We start from the raw sequence: 16,858 nt of genomic DNA, 5'->3' as shown, positions 1-16,858 counted from the left end.
CCCAAAAACGTTGTACAGCAACGCCTCACAGTCTTGCAGCAAAACATCATAGGCATAGTGGATTTCCTGTAGGATCTGCACCAACTGTTCCCGGAAAAATCGGGCTGTTGCAGCATCAGCCGAGTCGGTGTCAGACGTACTTTGGATCGGCTCTAGGCCACAGGATTGTGGCAATGCCAAAAAGAGCAGGTTATCCGGTTCCTGAGTTTGTAGGATCGTCTGGATCACAGCCTGGGCTGAAGTACTGATACGTTTTGTTTTCAAAGTGTAAGTCGGTAGCTTCCGGACAAACTGCACCAACGGCTTAACAACGGACAGAATAGTAAAATTGCGAGTATTCTTCTGTGAACTGATTCTGAGAATGGCTTCCAATTCCCGGAACACCTGCGATCGCAATCCTATCACAGCAATATGTTTGACAGCAAACCGGGCTGGATCTTTGACCAATAGCTCAAAATGTTCAGCCCCTAACACCGGGATAAACGTACCGTCTTTATAAATGGAAACTTCATCGATGTAGTGCAACAAAACGGATACCAATAACACAGGAATGACTCCCGGTTTAACCCCATAGGGCGGATCGGCCAGTTGTTGATAGAGTTGAGCAATTGATCGCGGCTGTTCTGTTGATTCCAGGCAAAACCGGGCGATCGCCTGCCACACCGTAGCTAACCCCGTATCCAAAAGCGGAGGATAAAAACCCCACACCCCATCTTCCTGTCTATGAATCTTTGTTGCTTCTAGCACCGATCCATACATAGCCACTTCAGGCCCATAACCTTCTAACCCCAAGCGTGGCTGATCGGCATGTTTGAGCATCGCCTCAATTAGTTCGCGTCGTGCTTTTGCCCCTTGGCAGGTTAGTTCACGGCGATTGATCAATTCATTGTCAAGTACCACACCTTTACTGTAAGTGCGATCGCATAAATCCGAAAGTGCCGATTGGAACCCCCTAGAAGATTTGATAGCCGTTAGTTGTCCCTCAATCCAGCACGCCTTTTTCTGGGCTGTCCAGTTGAATAGGCAAGCGATCGTTTCATTCAATAGACGTTCTGCTTCAAACAGGCGTTGTCGCACCTCACGCTTTGCCACACCATCCGTTTGCAATTCGGGGGAATTCTGCCAGATCTGCTTAAGTGCCCAAAAATCTTCACCTCGCATGCGTAAGAGATCTAGATCGTCAACCGTAATCACAATTAAAGGTTTATTGTCTGAAGTATGCGATGGGACTGATCCGGGGAAAGTAGCATCTAGCCAGTAAGCAATTAAGCCATCACTTCCGTTTATCTTACAAGTTAACGTTTGCAAGTCGATTCGATTGTCTACATACCGCTGCTCAAAATAACGGAGGTTGCCTGTTGTCATGTAATGGCGTTGAGCAATGACAGGTTGCAGGGGATAGGTTGCGGTCAATAAATCAGCTAAAGAAGTTCGGAGCTGCTCAATTTGCGTGTTAATTGCCGCTTCAATGTCAAAGTCAGAACCCTGCCATATTCGCAATTCATCCTGAATGCTGCGATGCGTGATCAGGTTCTTTTGCTTTAGAACCTTGATGATCTCCTGCCAGTGTTGACGCTCTTTAGTGTCGGTAGGAGAGTCGCACAAAGCCAATGCCACTAGTTCAGGCGTTGCTCGCAGCTTTCCGGTTGAAGTAACCAGGTTGAGGATTCCAATGGTTTTCAGAGCTTTGAGTAAATCTTGGCCTTGATCTCTGGCATCCTGAATCAACCCTTGCACTTCAACCCAACGCTGTAAGTGAATCCGTGATGCAAGACCAGTAATAGACTCTACAAAATAATCATAAAGCTGGTACAGTTTCAGGGTAGGAATCTGATCCCCTTGAATTGGAGTAGATTTGAGAAACTGACTGAAGGAATGAGGCTCGTCACTGGTGAGAAAGGTAAATAGCGAACGATCGTTTTGGGCATAGCGTACACAGAACATAGGTAATGCTAGAGCTGTCAGGGGATGCAGAGGATAAGCATCCTCTAGCATTTTCGCCGAAATCTCGTATTTTGCAAAATCTGAAAGTACATCTTTCAACGTATTAAACCAGTGTTTAGCTTGTAGATGAATGCTGGATCGGAATTTCAGACAATCTGGATCCGCATTCGATTGATCGATTGTCTGCCCAATTAAGCGAATCATCTGACTGGGCGATTCAGTTAAAACAATGTCCGTAAATCGTCCGTGAATCTTTACCCATTCGCTTTGTTCAATAGTTGATAGGCGATCGCCGTACCCTGTAAAGGATTGATGGAGAATCCCTAGCAGATGAACCTGATAATTTCCTTCAAGCTTTAGCTCAGCAATTTGTTGCAGCAGGTAAAGATCTTGACTACCTTGATGATGTGCCGCATATTCCAAATTTTTGCCCAATTCATCAATAATCAGCAACACATCTGTTTTAACGGCCTGGACGATCGCTTGAAGTAACTTCAGCACTTGCTGATTAGTTACCTGACAATTACCTTCTTCTGCCTGAAAGCGCCACTCATTTAGATCTATCCAAAACTCCGGTTTCTGCTCTTTCTGCCAAAATCGATCAAAACCATAGGACAGGGCGCGCACGATCGTCTGGCTTAACGGCTCTCGCTGAGCAACTGCTACAGCTCTTAATAATCCAGACTTAGGAATATTTGTAACAACTGACCTTTCTTCGATGCTATTGGTCGAAAAAACCGATTCAGCAATCGCCCAAGCGGCCTCAGCAACCGGACTTTTTTCAGGGGCACACAATGCCGCAAGATAGTGAGCAAAGGCCGACTTTCCAGTGCCATAGCCTCCGGTTAGCGTCCAGGCTCGATGAGCATTCGGATTACCAATAGCAGCCAAAATCCGTCGCAATGCGATCGCCGATCGCTCCGTCGGAACATAACCCAGAACCGCCTCCGGCCTGTCTAAATCTCTTTGTAAATTAACGGAGCGGTAGTAGCGGCGATGTAACTTAAAGTAATCTGATAAAAGTTTATGAGTCATCTTAATTACTTTCTTGCTTGATAGTACTCATCTAAAATAGCCTCTGATAATAACAGTGGCTCTCCTTCAAAAGAAAACTGCACTTTTCCAGCAGCATCAGACAGTCGAATTTGCTCCCATCGTCGTGCCATCACCTCAATCGCCTCACAGATGGCGCTTTCAGTCAGCTTAAATACAAGTCCTGGGCTACCAGAGTCGTAAAGTAAATTGGCAATGGGCATTGTTTTAGCAGGACTACCCGTTAGAGCATGATGCTGTAAGCAGGCATAAACAACAATTGCTGAAGGCAAGGTGGATTTCTGGCCAACGCAAAACCGATAGTGCTGTGCATCCCCTGCGGTGCAAATTAACCCCAGCTCCGTAAAAGGGCAATCCAAAGAATCTTCACTAACCTGAGCCTTTTTAGGTTGCACAACATACATCCGCAAAAGGCAACTCACATCCTTTTTGAGTGAGGATTCAGCAATACGGGGAGCAACCCGATCGCGGTACTCACAAAGTTGATAGAACAGATCTTCAGCCGTAAATTCGACCAGGCAAAAATCGTTAAAGGCAATATTCCAAGCGGTCGCTAGGTTGGGCGCTTCCAATAGTTTCCAGTGCAGTAACCAAAGAGAAGCAGGATCCTCCAAGTAAGGATCCCAACCATCCTGCCCCAACAATCGCCGACCAAATTCTGTTGGCTGGCCATCCTGTAGCAACTTGAAAGCAGTACACCAATACCGGATAGAACGCACCATGTTCTTTCCCACCCCTAAGCGAACCGGAGCATCCTCTCTTAAGAAAATCTCTGAATCAATAGAAGCGCGATCGAACCCCTTCTTCAGCCAACCAAAACGGGGATAAAACGTTTCATGACGGGCAAAGGTGACCCCAGCGCTCCGCACTGTCTGGGGGATACCCGGCTGAGTGATTGTTTGCTCAACCGCTAGAGCCAATTGCTGGTGGGCCATAACCTATCAGGCAAGAGAATTAGTGCGAATGAACTTATTATCTGGCAATTTAGTCAGAAAGAAATGCCCCATTATAATTGACTCATCCACTAAACTCAGCCGATTGAAGTACGGCTAGTCTGCCATGACGACCACTCAAGAACAACTGGCAACCCTTGCCACAGAGTTGGGTATCTCTCTGCCACCGACTGATTTATGGAGCGATGAACCTCCCTTGGAGTCAGACTTTCATCGTGAGCAAATTGATCTCCTGATTCGTTTACTCAAGCGGTATTGGGCCACCCGTAACGATTATTACGTTACGGGCAATCTGACCATCTACTACAGTGAAGATCAAATAACCACTCGCGATTTTAGAGGCCCAGACTTTTTTGTCGTGTTGGGGACAGAGTTTAAGCAGCGCAAAAGTTGGGTAGTTTGGACTGAAGAGGGCAAATACCCTAATCTGATTGTAGAAATTTTGTCAAAAAGTACGGCAATGGTGGATCAAGGCCCGAAAAAAGACTTATACCAAAATACCTTTCGCACTCCAGAGTATTTTTGGCTCGATCCAGACACATTGGAATTAGCGGGTTTTCGGCTGATGGGTAAAGCATACCAACCCACTGCACCTGCGATCGATGGGAAGCTCTGGAGTGAGCAGTTGGAGCTATACCTGGGTGTTGCGGATCGCTATCTCCGGTTTTTTACACCTGAAGGGGAGCAAATCCTGACCGCAGAAGAGGCAGAAATTCAAGAACGCCAACGGGCCGATCGGCTGGCGGCAAAATTGCGAGAGCTAGGTTTTGATCCCAATCAGATCTAGTCAACGATAGCGTGAACAGCATTTTCTCTGGTTTAGCGAAATGCTCTCCCCATTTGAGCAGCTTGATACCATTCTATCTACCTGCCAGCGCAGCAAGGTGGGTAAACTGCTGCCGGATGCCTTGTACGTCCACGTCTCAGCCCTAGAATCATTAGACCCACTTCTCCAGGAGTACGAGAGGGAAGCCAGAGAGATTGCTTCTTGCCCGGAAGGAATCACGCTCGTTAAATTCAGTCTGGAGAAGCTGAGCATCTCCTATCTTTCATACCCAGAGTTTGATAGCGATCCGCACCCAGCGCTTCAATCCAGCATTCAGGTAAACCTGCAAAGCCGTGAGGTGAATTATCGCGACTACAGTGCGGCAAGCAACCCTTTTATCCTGCATCGGAAAGAAACCTTCGTCACGCCGGATTATCCCCACTACCAGCAATTCGCTGCCCTAACCCGCCAGGAAGAAGCTCTGGGGCTACTGGATAATCCGAGGACGATTGGGACGCGCCTGGCTTGGGAGGAGCGCTTAGCCCAATTTCAGGTTGCGTTTCAAGGGCATACCCTGGTTCATCAGTCTCTTCTCAGGCCCCAATCCACCCAACCCAAGATCGATCGCCACAAGGCCGCTATCAGTCGCAATGACTTTTCCAAGCCTGTGCGATTGGCTCTGGAAGCCGGGCTACTGAATCAGCACACGACCTTTTTTGACTATGGCTGTGGTCAGGGAGGAGATCTTGAACGAATTGCCAAGCTAGGCTATGACAGTGCAGGCTGGGATCCTCACTATCGCCCAAACGCGCCCCTCATGCAGGCAGATGTCGTGAACCTGGGATATGTCATCAACGTGATTGAGTCTCCGGCAGAGCGGCGCGAGGCGTTGATGAAAGCTTGGGGACTAACCAGGCAGGTGCTAATTGTGGCTGCTCAAGTTCTCATTGCCCAGGGAAATAACCAGATTGCCTATGGAGACGGGGTAATTACCAGCCGTAACACCTTCCAGAAATATTACGACCAAGAGGAACTGAAGATTTACATTGACCAAGTGCTAGGGGTTGACTCAGTTCCTGTGGCATTGGGCATTTACTTTGTGTTTCGGGATGAGGCCCAGGCTCAGAGTTTTCGGGCATCTCGGTTTCGATCTCGCGTTTCCGTCCCTAGAGTCCAACTAGCCAATAAGCGGTTTGAGGATTATAAAGAACTGCTCACTCCGTTGATGGCATTCTTCACCGAGCGGGGACGACTGCCGACTCCGGAAGAACTGCCCGAGGCGCAAGCACTCAGTACCGAGTTTGGTAATCTGCGGCGAGCCTTCCAGATCGTCCTGCAAGCTACCAATCCGCAGGAATGGGATGCGATTAGCGATCGCCGTCGTCAAGACTTGTTGGTTTATCTGGCATTGAGCCATTTTGGTCGTCGTCCCAAGCTGCGAGATTTAGCCCCTGTGGTGCAAAACGACATCAAGAGTCTGTTTGGGGGCTATCAACAAGCCTGTACTGCAGCAGACTTGATGCTGATGAGCCTGGGCAATCAGTCGATAATTGAGGAACGTTGCAAGCAGAGCGGGATCGGACAGAAGCGACCCAATTCCCTGTGGGTGCATGTATCGGCAATCGAGGCACTTGATCCGCTGCTCAGGCTCTATGAAGGTTGCGCCTCTCGCACGATCGGTCGTCCTCAGGAAGCCAACGTTATCAAGTTTCACTTTCGTAAACCCAAGATTTCCTACCTGTTTTACCCCAATTTTGACACCGATCCCCATCCTGCCCTGCACACCAGTATGGAGATTGACCTGCGTGACCTGCATGTTCATTACCGGGATTATGACCCCAACGATAACCCACCCCTCCTGCACCAGAAGGATTTAATGGTGACAGCCAACTATCCGCTCTACGAGAAGTTTGCAAGGCTGACGCGGCAGGAAACCGATTGGGGCTTGCTAGATGATTTGCGCCTGATTTACAACACTCGCGGCTGGCAAAAATGCCTGGAGAAGCATTGTGCTGAGTTGAAAGGACATCGGGTGGTGTGGCGGAAGGATGCTGACCCTTACCAGGTAAAGTTGGTGCAGTCCAAGCGGCGGTTACGTGAAGTATGATCACGATATCCACGTCAGCATCGCGTCATCTGTAGAGGCGATATTGCGATAAGTCCAAATATAAGTCCAAATATAGATCAAAAAACTTGATAGCATCCAGAAGCAACTCTTAGCGATCGAGCAATGTCGTCAAACTATCGCCTCATCTTATATCACAAGCACCCTTCTAGTGGACGTACCCTGTTTTTGCGCTTGCACCAAACTGTTTGCCAGTTTGATGGCCTATCGGCAGCGTCCCGTATTGTGGAAAGCCATGTGGGAGGAAACCGGGTCAACGATGATCCTTCAGATTTATTATCAGATTTATTAACAGATGCCGAACACCGTTTAGGAATGGCAAACGGTACTCTGACAATTGATCGAGAATTCAATGCAGTGATTGACAACGCAGATACTCCGATTCAAATTTATTTAGCTCGATTTACCACAATCGATCCCCCTCAAGAACACCTTGCTGAACACGCATGAAAATTCATTGCGCTGACCAAAGCTCATCGCCTGCTGCCAACCGAATTAGAATTATTGCGGTTGGCATACTCAATTATCATGGACGATTAAGCAAGCCCTAATTTTTATGGACTTATGGACTTTAAGGATGGATGAGCAACGGCAGGGTTTCCAGCAGGCTGATCCTGCTGCTGTGAGGTTTCAGGCGATCGCTCAATGGCACCTTCACTGTACCCCAGGTCATACAGGCTAGCTGCCTCCGGATCCAGATCAGGTGGGCACTTAGAGCGTCCCAACCAGGCATCTTCTTTCCCTCGGTTGAACCAATCTTCTATCCCAAAGTTGCCAATCATGGATGATGTCCTCCCTGGCAGTATGCAATTCTTGTGTAGGCGATTTCCCTTACCCTGCTTCCATTATCCCACCTGGAAAAATCTTTGGGCTGAGCTTTTTCCTTGGGGAATGGAAGTCAGAGATGTCAGCTTGCCATGCCCAATTTCACAGTAGCCATAGGGATCATCGTCTCGCTTGTCGATGCTGGCTTCATCAGCGTAGCCAATCTGGTCTGCCGACTTGGTCTTCAAGCACTTGAGGAATTCTTAGTGCTTGAGTGCATCTCGTTCCTGATAGCCGTAAGTCTTTTTTCGACTCATGCCCAGTTTACGCAGTACATCACTAGTGCATCACTGATGTTTTGCTACGCCATCCTGTCTCCCTACACCCGACTGAGCCGACTGCTTCATCTGCTCCAATTCAGCCCCGACCTGCCATACCTGAAACTCGTCCGGCCCCCTCTCCTTGATAAAACTCTATTGGCTTACTTTTTGTGGGCTACGATATGGAAGATGTGCCAGTATTTATTCGCGATTAATATCGGGGCGTTCGAGAAGACGAGCGATCGCCTGGGGTTCGCCATCAATGGCTAATACCTGCCAGTCCCGTCGCAGCAGTTCTACCGTATCACGCCCATCGCCACAACCCAGATCGACAGCAACTCGAGAACTATCCACTGAAGCCTCTGCTTAAAAGTAACTCAAAGCCATGAGTAACGTATCGCGAGGTGGGCGACCTGCTACCGCTTGATAATAGGCCACCCAGTCTCATTCAAACGGTTTAGAAGTTATTGGATGATGAGTCATACACCTTAGGCTAGAACCAGTTCAGCATGAGTGTAGCAATTTTTAGGGCATACTCTCGAACAGGCCTGACAGCCAATGCAATTATCAAAGTTAGCAATAGTCATCGCCTTGCGTTCAATTTCTTCATCCTCTTCGTTTTCGACAAATTCGCCTTCCTCGTTCATGGCTTTCAACACCAACACATCTCGGCCACAAGCTTTAAAGCAACGGCCACAGCCAAGGCACCGATCTTGTTCAATTTCTTGCACAAATTTGGGTGTCCAAACTTTTCCTCCCAAGGTTAATCCTGTTACTACAGACATGGCGTTTCCCTCTCTGAATGGTGGATGGTGAATAGTGGGTGGTGGCTCTCGTAGGCGAACGAAGTGTGCCTACGAGAGCCTGAGCGTTACACAGTGACTGGTTGAGGTGCGGCAACAGCAGCATCAAGACCAGCAAATGGCTGAGAAGCAGCTCCGGCTTGCAGATAAGCTTTTTCTGCTTCTAATTCCTTAACTTTGTTCCAGGCGGCAGTAAATGCTTCAGACTCAGTACCTTCTTTCTCAGCGATCGCCTGTGCTTCAGCATTCGCTGCTTGCAGGGCGCGTTCAACTAACGGCAGTTTCGGATTGGTCAGGAAATCGCTCTTAAACAGGATATCTGCAACCGAAACGATACCAATCAGATCACCCCGGATGACGGGAGCGCGATCGACTCCGGTTTGGGCAAATAAACGAGCAACGTACTCGATGGCTAAGTCAGGATTGATTACGACACATGGCTTCGTCATCACTTCGCTGACTCGAACTTTTTTGGGATCTTTTCCATAGGCAACAACTTTATCGGTAATGTCTGCTTCAGTGACTAATCCATAGGTGTCTTCATCATTGCGTCGATCAACTACCAGAGAACGCAAGCCTTTGAGCTTCATTAGCTTGACAGCTTCCTCAACCGTTGCCCAATCTGGAACGGTTACGACTTCTTGAGTCATGATTCTTGAGCTTTCATGGTATTCCTCCTTGGTTAACGAACACCTGGGACGTTGCACCGAAGGGTCAAAAAACATACAACGGACGAAACAGACAAGGGTACTTTGTACTGAGACACACTAAACACACAGATCAAACAAACACAGATAAACGTAATCAGTCAGTACAACTTGGGCATCGGGAAAATTTGAATCAAAGCCGAATTAAGGCACCACCGACTGAGACGGTACTTCCTGCCGTGAAGTTGAATGAATTGACTTCAAAGCAAAACACTTCAACCAGCTCGGGGTGATTTGAGCCAGTCCAGGCAGAGGCCAAAACTGAGGAGAAGGGGATGCTTCTGTCAGGCGAACATAAATAGCTTGAGCGGTTTCGTGACCAATGACGAATTGATGCTCGTCTACCTTAATTCGGTAGTGAGGCGATCGCTGTTCCAGGGTTACTATAGTTCCTGGAACCACTCCCATTGTCACCAACTTTTGCACCATCATGCGATCGGTACTAGTGACACGAGTCACTACACCCCATTCTCCTGCTTTCAACAGGCTAAGTGTAGCTCCTGAAACCGTAAATTGCCCTGGCATCGAATTGGCCTCGTAGATAAGGGATTGAAAACTCAATGGATCTAAAACTCGAAGTTTTGAATCATCAAGTCGCACTTACTGGAGTTTGATAAAAACCCTGAGTTTTAGATAAGTTCCGAGCTTTAGGTTACTTAATCACTAAACTAAATAGGCTTCCTGATGAGTTCGAATCGTGCAGTCCGATCGCGGGTAGGAAACGCAGAGGAGCACAAACCCCTTTGCGACTTGTTCCTCATATAGAAACACCTATCCAGATTGATCAATCTCACCTTCTATAACCTTGCCCACACAGCTAGAGCAAGAGCCAGAGTGACAGGAGAAGAGCAGATCTAAGCCCTGTTCTTCTGCTGCTTCCAGGATTGTTACCGTATCTTCAACAGGAATAGTGATGTCAATCTCTCTCTTCTTGTTGATCAAATGCACTTGGTAGGTTACCGTTTCTGTATCCTCCAAAGTTGAATAGTTTGAAATTTTAAGTTTTTGAGTTTTAAGTTATGAGGAATTCATGGAGTTGAAAACTTAAAACTTAGAACTCAAAACTCATCACTTGCCAGCGTCTGCTAGCTACACGGAACACCTGCAGGAGAGCAATCACCAGCCTTAAAGGATTGCCCACAACCACAGGATTCTGTTGCATTGGGGTTAGAAAACTTGAAACCGCCCTGGGTCAGCCCTTCGACGTAATCAACAACGACTCCATCCAGTAACGGGGCGCTCTCGCGATCGATGTAAAGCCGTAATTTTCCCTGTTCCTGCAACAGGTCATCAGGTTTTGGTTCGCTGATAATATCCAGTGCATACTGATAGCCACTGTAACCCCCATCGGTTACAGAGAAGCGCACTCCCCGTAGAGGAGCATCTTCAGCTTTACTGGTACCCTGTAGAAAAGTACGCAGGCGTAGTTCAGCAAGTTCGGTGAGAAATAGGGTCATAAAGCCTCCAGAGAGAGTAGAAGATCGGGTGTGGGTGTAGGGTGTGTTAGCGGCAGCGACACGCTTCATTTCTGGTTAAGCATGGATATGGGGACAAGTGGCACGGATAATGCAGCAGCGGGAGCATGAGCTATACCGGATGTTGTACCGTTGGGTGCAGAATGGAAACACTAAGATTGCGATCGCAATTAGCATTTTGATGGGCCAGGGCGAATAGACTAGACTGAGAAAGAGGCTAAAGCGACTGATTATGGCAGTGACTATTCGAGTGGCTTCATCTGCGATCGATCGGCTGCAATAGAGTGTTGTGATTCCTAGTAATAAAGCAGCGCAGGAGTACAGCATGGGAAGGGAAAGAGGTAGAGGAGTAGATGAATGAAAAAAGCTATTGGGATTAGTAGGAACGAAGTATGCGGGTAGAATTTTTGCAAATCTGCTAATGAACTGTTGAATACTTCGCCCCTACATCGGCTAATCGATGGCTCTTACTGCCACACACCGGACAGTTAGGGTCATGATAGGGACGGCGTTTGGCAAACTCGGCCCGACTCAGACCCATGGTCAACAGTTGAGATAGTAAGGGAGTGCCTAAACCCGTGATTAGCTTGATCGCCTCCAGGGCAGTGAGGCAGGCAAGAGTGCCGGAGACAGCACCCAACACACCAAATCCGCGTTTATCCCAGTCGGGCTTTTCTGGGAAGATGCAGGATAAACAGGGGGTTAAGCCAGGAACCATGGTCGTCAGGTAGGCTTCCATGTCGTTCATCGCCGCTTCGATCATGGGTTTTCCCCACTGCACACAGGCCGCATTCAGCAAATCCCGCCCTACGAAGTTATGGGCACAGTCCAACACCACATCCGCCTGTTGCACCAAAGCATCTACGTTGTCAGGTGCCACATACTCACAAATGGCATCAATTTCCACATCCGGATTAATAGCCGCCGCCAGTGTTTCTTTTGCTTTGAAAACTCGTGGTTTTCCTACCCAGTCATCGGTCATCAATACCTGGCGATTCATGTCATCCAGACGCAATTCTCCACCTCGTAAGAGGATCAGTCGCCCTATTCTGGCTACAGCCAAGTAAAGCGCTGCTGTGCCTCCTAAACCACCAACTCCAGTGACGAGCACAGTAAAGTTTTTCAGCCTTTGTTGGGCTTCTTCCCCAAAACCGGGGAGCATGATCTGGCGACGATAGCGCTCTAGTTCGATCGAGGTCAGGTCTGGCACAGTGGTTCTCCTCCTCTACTCCGCACCGATTTCAGAAAGCAGGACGACGTTTTGAGCTTTGTCTTTTAACACCTTAAACAGCTTTTCATCCAGGGGAGTGGAGTCGTTGAATGTGTTGTAGGCTTGTTGTAAAGCAACCTCGTAGCGATCGAGCACCTCTTCTTCACTTAAAGTACTGGTATCAATGCTTTTGATGAAGTTGGAGAACTTCTTCAGAATATGCAGTCGATTCACACTTACAAAGTGTGGGTCATACGATAGTCCAAAGAATTGTAAATATTCTTCTGCATCCACCAAACGCTCGAGTTCAGCTAAGGTTCTGCTCATTGTTTTGACTCCAATTGCTTTAACCGCTTTTTCAGTTGGTCAATCTGATGAAAAATGTCGTAAGTCTCCTGGGCTGCGCCCATCAAGCGCTCATAGTTTGTAGGCAATCCTTCTGCTAGATCATGCAGATCCATCTTGAGTTGTCCCGCCTTACTATTGAGCCGCCTAATTTGTATTCTTAGCTCGTCTACGTTGGTGATTTCTGTTACCTATGACATAAAACCTCTCGATTTGGGATTTTAGATTTTGGATTTTGGATCAAGAATTAAGTCGAAATGTGAATTGGTATGAGAGACGTTAGCGTTGCTATAATGTGTAAGTTTTTGAGTTGTCAACCCGCCCAAAAATAAATTTTGGGCTAACAGTGCAAGTCCATTTAACAAATCCATTTAAATAGACTGAAGCTCCTGTGTAGTCGTCTTTAGATGACTTTGGCTATGAGCCAAGAAATTAATTTCCTGGTGATGCTGACTCACAATTATTGCGATCGCTCTTCTACCAACCGGAAATCCAAAATCCAAAATCCAAAATTTCTACAGTTTGCCGACCTCTGGGAAACGGTTGGCCAATGCAATTTCTGCTTCGACCAGTTTTTCACCTTCCAGGGTAGCTTTCTCTAGAGAATCAAAGCCAAACCGTTGAGCATCCTGCAGTGTCCGGGCAACCAGCAACAGGCGGCCAGAGAAGATCAGCGCCCAGCCAAACCCTTCATGGCTGAGGTCAATCACCACCTGACAGAGCATTCCAGTTTCGGTTTCAATCCGGTGAGCAATGCTCCGGTAGAACGCCGGAATTCGTCCTTTGGTAATCGGATCGACATCTCCATCCACCGAAATTTCGCGTTTCTGGGCTTTGGTCACGACATAAGGTTTGAGCAATAACTCATCCGACCAATTGCGATAAGTGCCGTAAGCATCATTGGCGCGAATTTGTTGGACGATCGCTTTCAGGAAAGGACTGTCCAAAACATGAGCAGGGGTGGGAGTGTCAACAGGTGTAGTTGTCATACGGTTACTTCTTCCTCAGTTGCATCGAGTTCATCAAAAAAGTTGGTTGGTTTACGTTGCTGCAGTACCTTCCTTAACCAGGGAGGAGGGCTGCCATTCAGAGTTTCCACAAGTTTACTCAGAATATCTGGGATTTTTTGCTCTTCCGACTGAGCTTTGATAGGGGTAATATGATGGTTGATCAGCCGTGCAGCAGCACTGCCACCAATGGCTGAAACGTAGACGATCGTGCAATCGCTCAATGCTTCAATTTTAGGTGTCAGCTTATCTTCGTTACCATCCTCTTTTAAGTCGCCATCGAATGTAATCGTTTCTAGAAAGGTGTACCCTTCTGGTGTGACTTCGTACACATCAATCTTCTTCGCCTAGCCAAAGTGAGCATTGATATGAACTTGATCGCTAGTCGTGAAGGCAATTTTCATGCTATCCTCCTCAAAATCGATTTAGGATTTTAGATTTTGGATTGTTCCCTAACTCAAAACTCAAAACTTAAAACTCATCACTCTCAACTCATCACTCTCAATTCCTAGTGGTGCGCTTGCACTTCTTCTTGTTCCAACAACAGGTTGCCGATATCAAACAAAAATTGGGTGGTGCCGGCATACCCAACGATGCTGCGATGGCCATTACTCAGGCGATCGAAAATAGGAAAGCCTAACCGATACAGGGGAATTCCCAACCGTTGAGCAACAGTCTTAGCATGGGAATTAGCAATCAACAGATCAGAGCCAGCAGCTAATTGCTCCAGGTCTTCCAGGTCGCCGATTGTCGCTGTTTCTACAGGTAGTTGCTCCAGGAGCGGAGATTTGGTGGTGGTGACAGCCGCTTGAATTTCTGCCCCCATAAGATGCAGCCAGTGACTGACGGCATAGAATAGATCGGGTTCCAGCGCCAGAGCGATCCGTTTGCGACCGAAGTAGAAGTGGGTATCCAGAATCGCATCCTGCAACTGACGGCGCTGGTGGCGAAATTTTTCAGGAACAGGGTAGCCACTGATATGGGAAAGGGTTTCCAGGAATTGATCGACTACCGCCAATCCGGTCAAACTGTCAAACACAGCATACTCAGTGCCAAACTGTTGTTGCAGACTCCTGGCGGCTCCTTCCATACACTGACCCAAAGCCAGAGTAAAGGCAGAACGACCCAGCGATCGCACCTGAGCCAGTGTTGTTCCGCCTGTGGTCATCGCACTGTAGTCGTCGGATAAGTGACCATCCAGGGAAACAGACAAATCAGGAACTACTACCGGATTCAACCGGAACGCGGAAACTATTTCTTTAATTGCTTCCACATCTCCCGGTGCAAAGGATGGCCTTGCCAGAATCGTCACATGTGAAGAAACCGAGACATGCAAGTAATCTAATTCCGGCCTTGAGCTAGGAGAAGAAGCATCCAATTCCACATGCAATGGCAAGGTATTCAAGATACTTTCCACCATAGCCGCATAGCCATCCTGGAGCGCCCCTTTGAAATCAGGAGTTGAGGTAAACACGATCGGCAGGGAGCTCAACTCTGGACGACGTTTACGAATACTTTTGAGAATGCCATCCATGTCATCTCCGCGAGTTTCTGTTAGTCCCGTCGTATATAGCCCAATGATTTTCGGTTTGGATTTCTCCAATAGGGTCACGATCGCTTGCTCGACATTCTCTTCCCCACCCAAAATCGTACTCACTTCCGTCATCGCCGTTGTTGACAGTGGAATCGCCTCCCGGAAATGGCGCACCAGCATCACCTTAGCAAAGGCGGTATACCCCTGCGATCCATGAAACAGCGGCATTACACCTTTCAGCCCCAGACAAGCCAATGCGGCTCCTAGAGGCTGGCTTTGTTTCAATGGATTCACAGCAACAGACTTTCTAGAGGTTACGACTTTGGTTGTTGAATCGGTAGCAGAGAAATTTTGGATTTTGGATTTTAGATTTTCGATTCCTTTCCTATCCTTTCCATCTCCCCTATCTTCTCCACTTCCTACCTGCTGCCCCCCATCTTCTGCCTTCAGTCTTGCTTCCCACGGTGCCTGCAACCTTACTTGCTGCCAAATCGGACTGTGCAGAGCTTCATCAAGTTCACGGGCCATTTCCACCATGCCCACATATCCGGGTAGTCCCACATGGCGTTTAGAAGTGATGAGTGATCAGTGTTAAGTGTTGAGTCATGAGTCATGAGTATTGAGTTAAAAACTGAAAACTTAGAACTCAAAACTCAGAACTTATGGAACCAAAGCTTTCTGGCGGTCTTGTAGCCATTCCGCTTCGTCGCTGTTGAAGGGTGACATGGCGCGTAAGCGGGATACGATGTCTGGCATGACAGCTAACACCTGATCAACCTCGGCTTCTGTGGTATAGCGGGAAAGGCTGAACCGGATAGAGCCGTGCAGTGTGGTGTAGGGTAATCCCATGGCCCGCAACACGTGGGAGGGTTCTAGCGATCCGGAAGTGCAGGCCGAGCCAGAAGAGGCGCAGATACCAAACTGATCCAGGGATAGCAGGATGGCTTCGCCTTCAATGTACTTGAACCCGATGTTAGTGGTATTGGGTAGGCGATTTTTGGGATCACCGTTAACACTGCAATCAGGGATGGAGTTCAGCAGCCCTTTTTCCAGGCGATCGCGCAGTTTCTTCTCTTGAGGAATGTCTGCCAGGTAAGCTTGCGCCAATTCTGCGGCTTTCCCTAACCCAACAATGCTGGTAACGTTTTCAGTTCCTGCCCGACGACCACGCTCCTGGTGTCCACCAACCAGGAAGGGACGGAAGCGGAAACCTTTGCGCACATACAGGGCACCCACTCCTTTGGGAGCATGGAGTTTGTGACCAGAGATCGTCATCATGTCGATCGTGCTGGATTTCATGTTGAGAGGTAGTTTTCCCGCCACCTGCACAGCATCCACATGGAATGTTGCGCCATACTCTTTGACAATTGCTCCCACCTGTTCTACTGGAAAGATGGTGCCTGTCTCGTTGTTGGCATACATGGTGGAGACAAGAGCGGTGTTACCCGTCATGGCTGCTTCCAGTTCCATCAGGTCGAGTTGACCTTTGGAATCTACGGAAAGATAAGTAACCGAATAACCTTATCGGCACGGCATTGACGGCAGTGGCACATCATCTTCATGTTGCTATCTGCACACTCGTCCTGTAGCTTTTTCAACTCCTTGGGAGTGGGGCCGCGCTGTCCGGTCAGACCAAAGTAGGTGCCGTGTTCTGGTGCGGAAATCAGCGGCATTTGGTGCCGATTTCAGGATCCACCATATTAATCGTGATGGTGACGTGATCCACATTCAGGGCTTTGATGCGATCGACATAATCCGGTAGCATCAACCCATTGGTCGAAAGGAAAACTATAATTTCTGGTGATTTATAGGAAATCAGTTCAAACCTCAGGAAAGTTTTTTATGGTTTCT

General features: G+C 48.0%; 20 protein-coding genes and 1 pseudogene. 3 read left to right on the top strand and 18 right to left on the bottom strand.

Features of this window, described 5'->3' with window-relative positions; all coding sequences use genetic code 11:
• Together ACUVQO_RS01985 and ACUVQO_RS01980 are read right to left on the bottom strand one after the other, a co-directional pair.
• On the bottom strand, window positions 1-2,979 hold a 2,979-nt coding region (locus tag ACUVQO_RS01985), incomplete at its 3' end, for a hypothetical protein (protein ID WP_445924220.1).
• Between the two features lie 5 nt (window positions 2,980-2,984).
• The gene (locus ACUVQO_RS01980; RefSeq protein ID WP_445924219.1) at window positions 2,985-3,932 is read right to left on the bottom strand and encodes a DUF4007 family protein; all 948 of its coding nucleotides are present in this window, start codon (window positions 3,930-3,932) and stop codon (window positions 2,985-2,987) included.
• 124 nt (window positions 3,933-4,056) lie between these two features.
• On the opposite strand from ACUVQO_RS01980, the gene ACUVQO_RS01975 reads away from it, so the two are divergent.
• From ACUVQO_RS01975 to ACUVQO_RS01965, 3 genes are all read left to right on the top strand, one after another.
• Window positions 4,057-4,737: a Uma2 family endonuclease gene (locus ACUVQO_RS01975; protein WP_445924218.1), complete on the top strand. Its 681-nt coding sequence runs from the start codon at window positions 4,057-4,059 to the stop codon at window positions 4,735-4,737.
• A gap of 40 nt (window positions 4,738-4,777) precedes the next feature.
• Window positions 4,778-6,823: a DNA phosphorothioation-associated putative methyltransferase gene (locus ACUVQO_RS01970; RefSeq protein WP_445924217.1), complete on the top strand. Its 2,046-nt coding sequence runs from the start codon at window positions 4,778-4,780 to the stop codon at window positions 6,821-6,823.
• A gap of 192 nt (window positions 6,824-7,015) precedes the next feature.
• Window positions 7,016-7,291 (top strand): hypothetical protein, encoded by a 276-nt coding sequence (locus tag ACUVQO_RS01965; protein ID WP_445924216.1) that lies wholly within the window; start codon window positions 7,016-7,018, stop codon window positions 7,289-7,291.
• Between the two features lie 104 nt (window positions 7,292-7,395).
• On the opposite strand, the gene ACUVQO_RS01960 is transcribed toward ACUVQO_RS01965, so the two are convergent.
• From ACUVQO_RS01960 to ACUVQO_RS01885, 16 genes and pseudogenes are all read right to left on the bottom strand, one after another.
• Window positions 7,396-7,623 carry a hypothetical protein gene (locus tag ACUVQO_RS01960; protein WP_445924215.1) on the bottom strand — a complete coding sequence of 76 codons (228 nt, stop codon included), beginning with the start codon at window positions 7,621-7,623 and terminating at the stop codon, window positions 7,396-7,398.
• A 63-nt stretch (window positions 7,624-7,686) separates the two neighbouring features.
• A complete protein-coding gene (locus ACUVQO_RS01955) occupies window positions 7,687-7,854 on the bottom strand; it encodes a hypothetical protein (protein WP_445924214.1) in 168 nt (55 codons plus the stop codon).
• Window positions 7,855-8,127: 273 nt separating this feature from the next.
• A complete protein-coding gene (locus tag ACUVQO_RS01950) occupies window positions 8,128-8,280 on the bottom strand; it encodes a hypothetical protein (RefSeq protein ID WP_445924213.1) in 153 nt (50 codons plus the stop codon).
• 134 nt (window positions 8,281-8,414) lie between these two features.
• Complete coding sequence (gene fdxB, locus ACUVQO_RS01945) at window positions 8,415-8,711, bottom strand: ferredoxin III, nif-specific (protein ID WP_445924212.1); 297 nt, start codon at window positions 8,709-8,711, stop codon at window positions 8,415-8,417.
• Window positions 8,712-8,797: 86 nt separating this feature from the next.
• The gene (locus ACUVQO_RS01940) at window positions 8,798-9,379 is read right to left on the bottom strand and encodes a CBS domain-containing protein (protein WP_445924211.1); all 582 of its coding nucleotides are present in this window, start codon (window positions 9,377-9,379) and stop codon (window positions 8,798-8,800) included.
• Window positions 9,380-9,580: 201 nt separating this feature from the next.
• Window positions 9,581-9,961 (bottom strand): FeoA family protein, encoded by a 381-nt coding sequence (locus tag ACUVQO_RS01935; RefSeq protein ID WP_445924210.1) that lies wholly within the window; start codon window positions 9,959-9,961, stop codon window positions 9,581-9,583.
• Window positions 9,962-10,099: 138 nt separating this feature from the next.
• Window positions 10,100-10,414, bottom strand: a pseudogene (locus ACUVQO_RS01930) (2Fe-2S iron-sulfur cluster-binding protein).
• Between the two features lie 107 nt (window positions 10,415-10,521).
• Complete coding sequence (locus tag ACUVQO_RS01925; protein WP_445924209.1) at window positions 10,522-10,962, bottom strand: iron-sulfur cluster assembly accessory protein; 441 nt, start codon at window positions 10,960-10,962, stop codon at window positions 10,522-10,524.
• A 367-nt stretch (window positions 10,963-11,329) separates the two neighbouring features.
• The gene (locus ACUVQO_RS01920; protein WP_445924208.1) at window positions 11,330-12,121 is read right to left on the bottom strand and encodes a HesA/MoeB/ThiF family protein; all 792 of its coding nucleotides are present in this window, start codon (window positions 12,119-12,121) and stop codon (window positions 11,330-11,332) included.
• A gap of 15 nt (window positions 12,122-12,136) precedes the next feature.
• Window positions 12,137-12,448: a nitrogenase-stabilizing/protective protein NifW gene (nifW, locus tag ACUVQO_RS01915; RefSeq protein ID WP_445924207.1), complete on the bottom strand. Its 312-nt coding sequence runs from the start codon at window positions 12,446-12,448 to the stop codon at window positions 12,137-12,139.
• Window positions 12,445-12,648 (bottom strand): CCE_0567 family metalloprotein, encoded by a 204-nt coding sequence (locus ACUVQO_RS01910; RefSeq protein ID WP_445924273.1) that lies wholly within the window; start codon window positions 12,646-12,648, stop codon window positions 12,445-12,447. The genes nifW and ACUVQO_RS01910 overlap by 4 nt, the downstream gene beginning before the upstream one ends.
• 333 nt (window positions 12,649-12,981) lie before the next feature.
• Complete coding sequence (locus ACUVQO_RS01905) at window positions 12,982-13,455, bottom strand: NifX-associated nitrogen fixation protein (RefSeq protein ID WP_445924206.1); 474 nt, start codon at window positions 13,453-13,455, stop codon at window positions 12,982-12,984.
• Window positions 13,452-13,811, bottom strand: coding sequence for a nitrogen fixation protein NifX (nifX, locus tag ACUVQO_RS01900; RefSeq protein WP_445924272.1), 360 nt, complete (start codon window positions 13,809-13,811; stop codon window positions 13,452-13,454). The genes ACUVQO_RS01905 and nifX overlap by 4 nt, the downstream gene beginning before the upstream one ends.
• A 170-nt stretch (window positions 13,812-13,981) precedes the next feature.
• Complete coding sequence (nifN, locus tag ACUVQO_RS01895; protein WP_445924205.1) at window positions 13,982-15,568, bottom strand: nitrogenase iron-molybdenum cofactor biosynthesis protein NifN; 1,587 nt, start codon at window positions 15,566-15,568, stop codon at window positions 13,982-13,984.
• 99 nt (window positions 15,569-15,667) lie between these two features.
• On the bottom strand, window positions 15,668-16,477 hold the full coding sequence (locus ACUVQO_RS01890) for an aminotransferase class V-fold PLP-dependent enzyme (protein ID WP_445924204.1): 810 nt from the start codon (window positions 16,475-16,477) through the stop codon (window positions 15,668-15,670).
• A gap of 23 nt (window positions 16,478-16,500) precedes the next feature.
• The gene (locus ACUVQO_RS01885; RefSeq protein ID WP_445924203.1) at window positions 16,501-16,680 is read right to left on the bottom strand and encodes a hypothetical protein; all 180 of its coding nucleotides are present in this window, start codon (window positions 16,678-16,680) and stop codon (window positions 16,501-16,503) included.
• Between the last annotated feature and the right edge of the window lie 178 nt (window positions 16,681-16,858).

The organism is Leptodesmis sp., from assembly GCF_052746595.1.
Note: the sequence above shows the minus strand (reverse complement) of the source record. Positions and strands in the feature narration are given on the sequence as shown.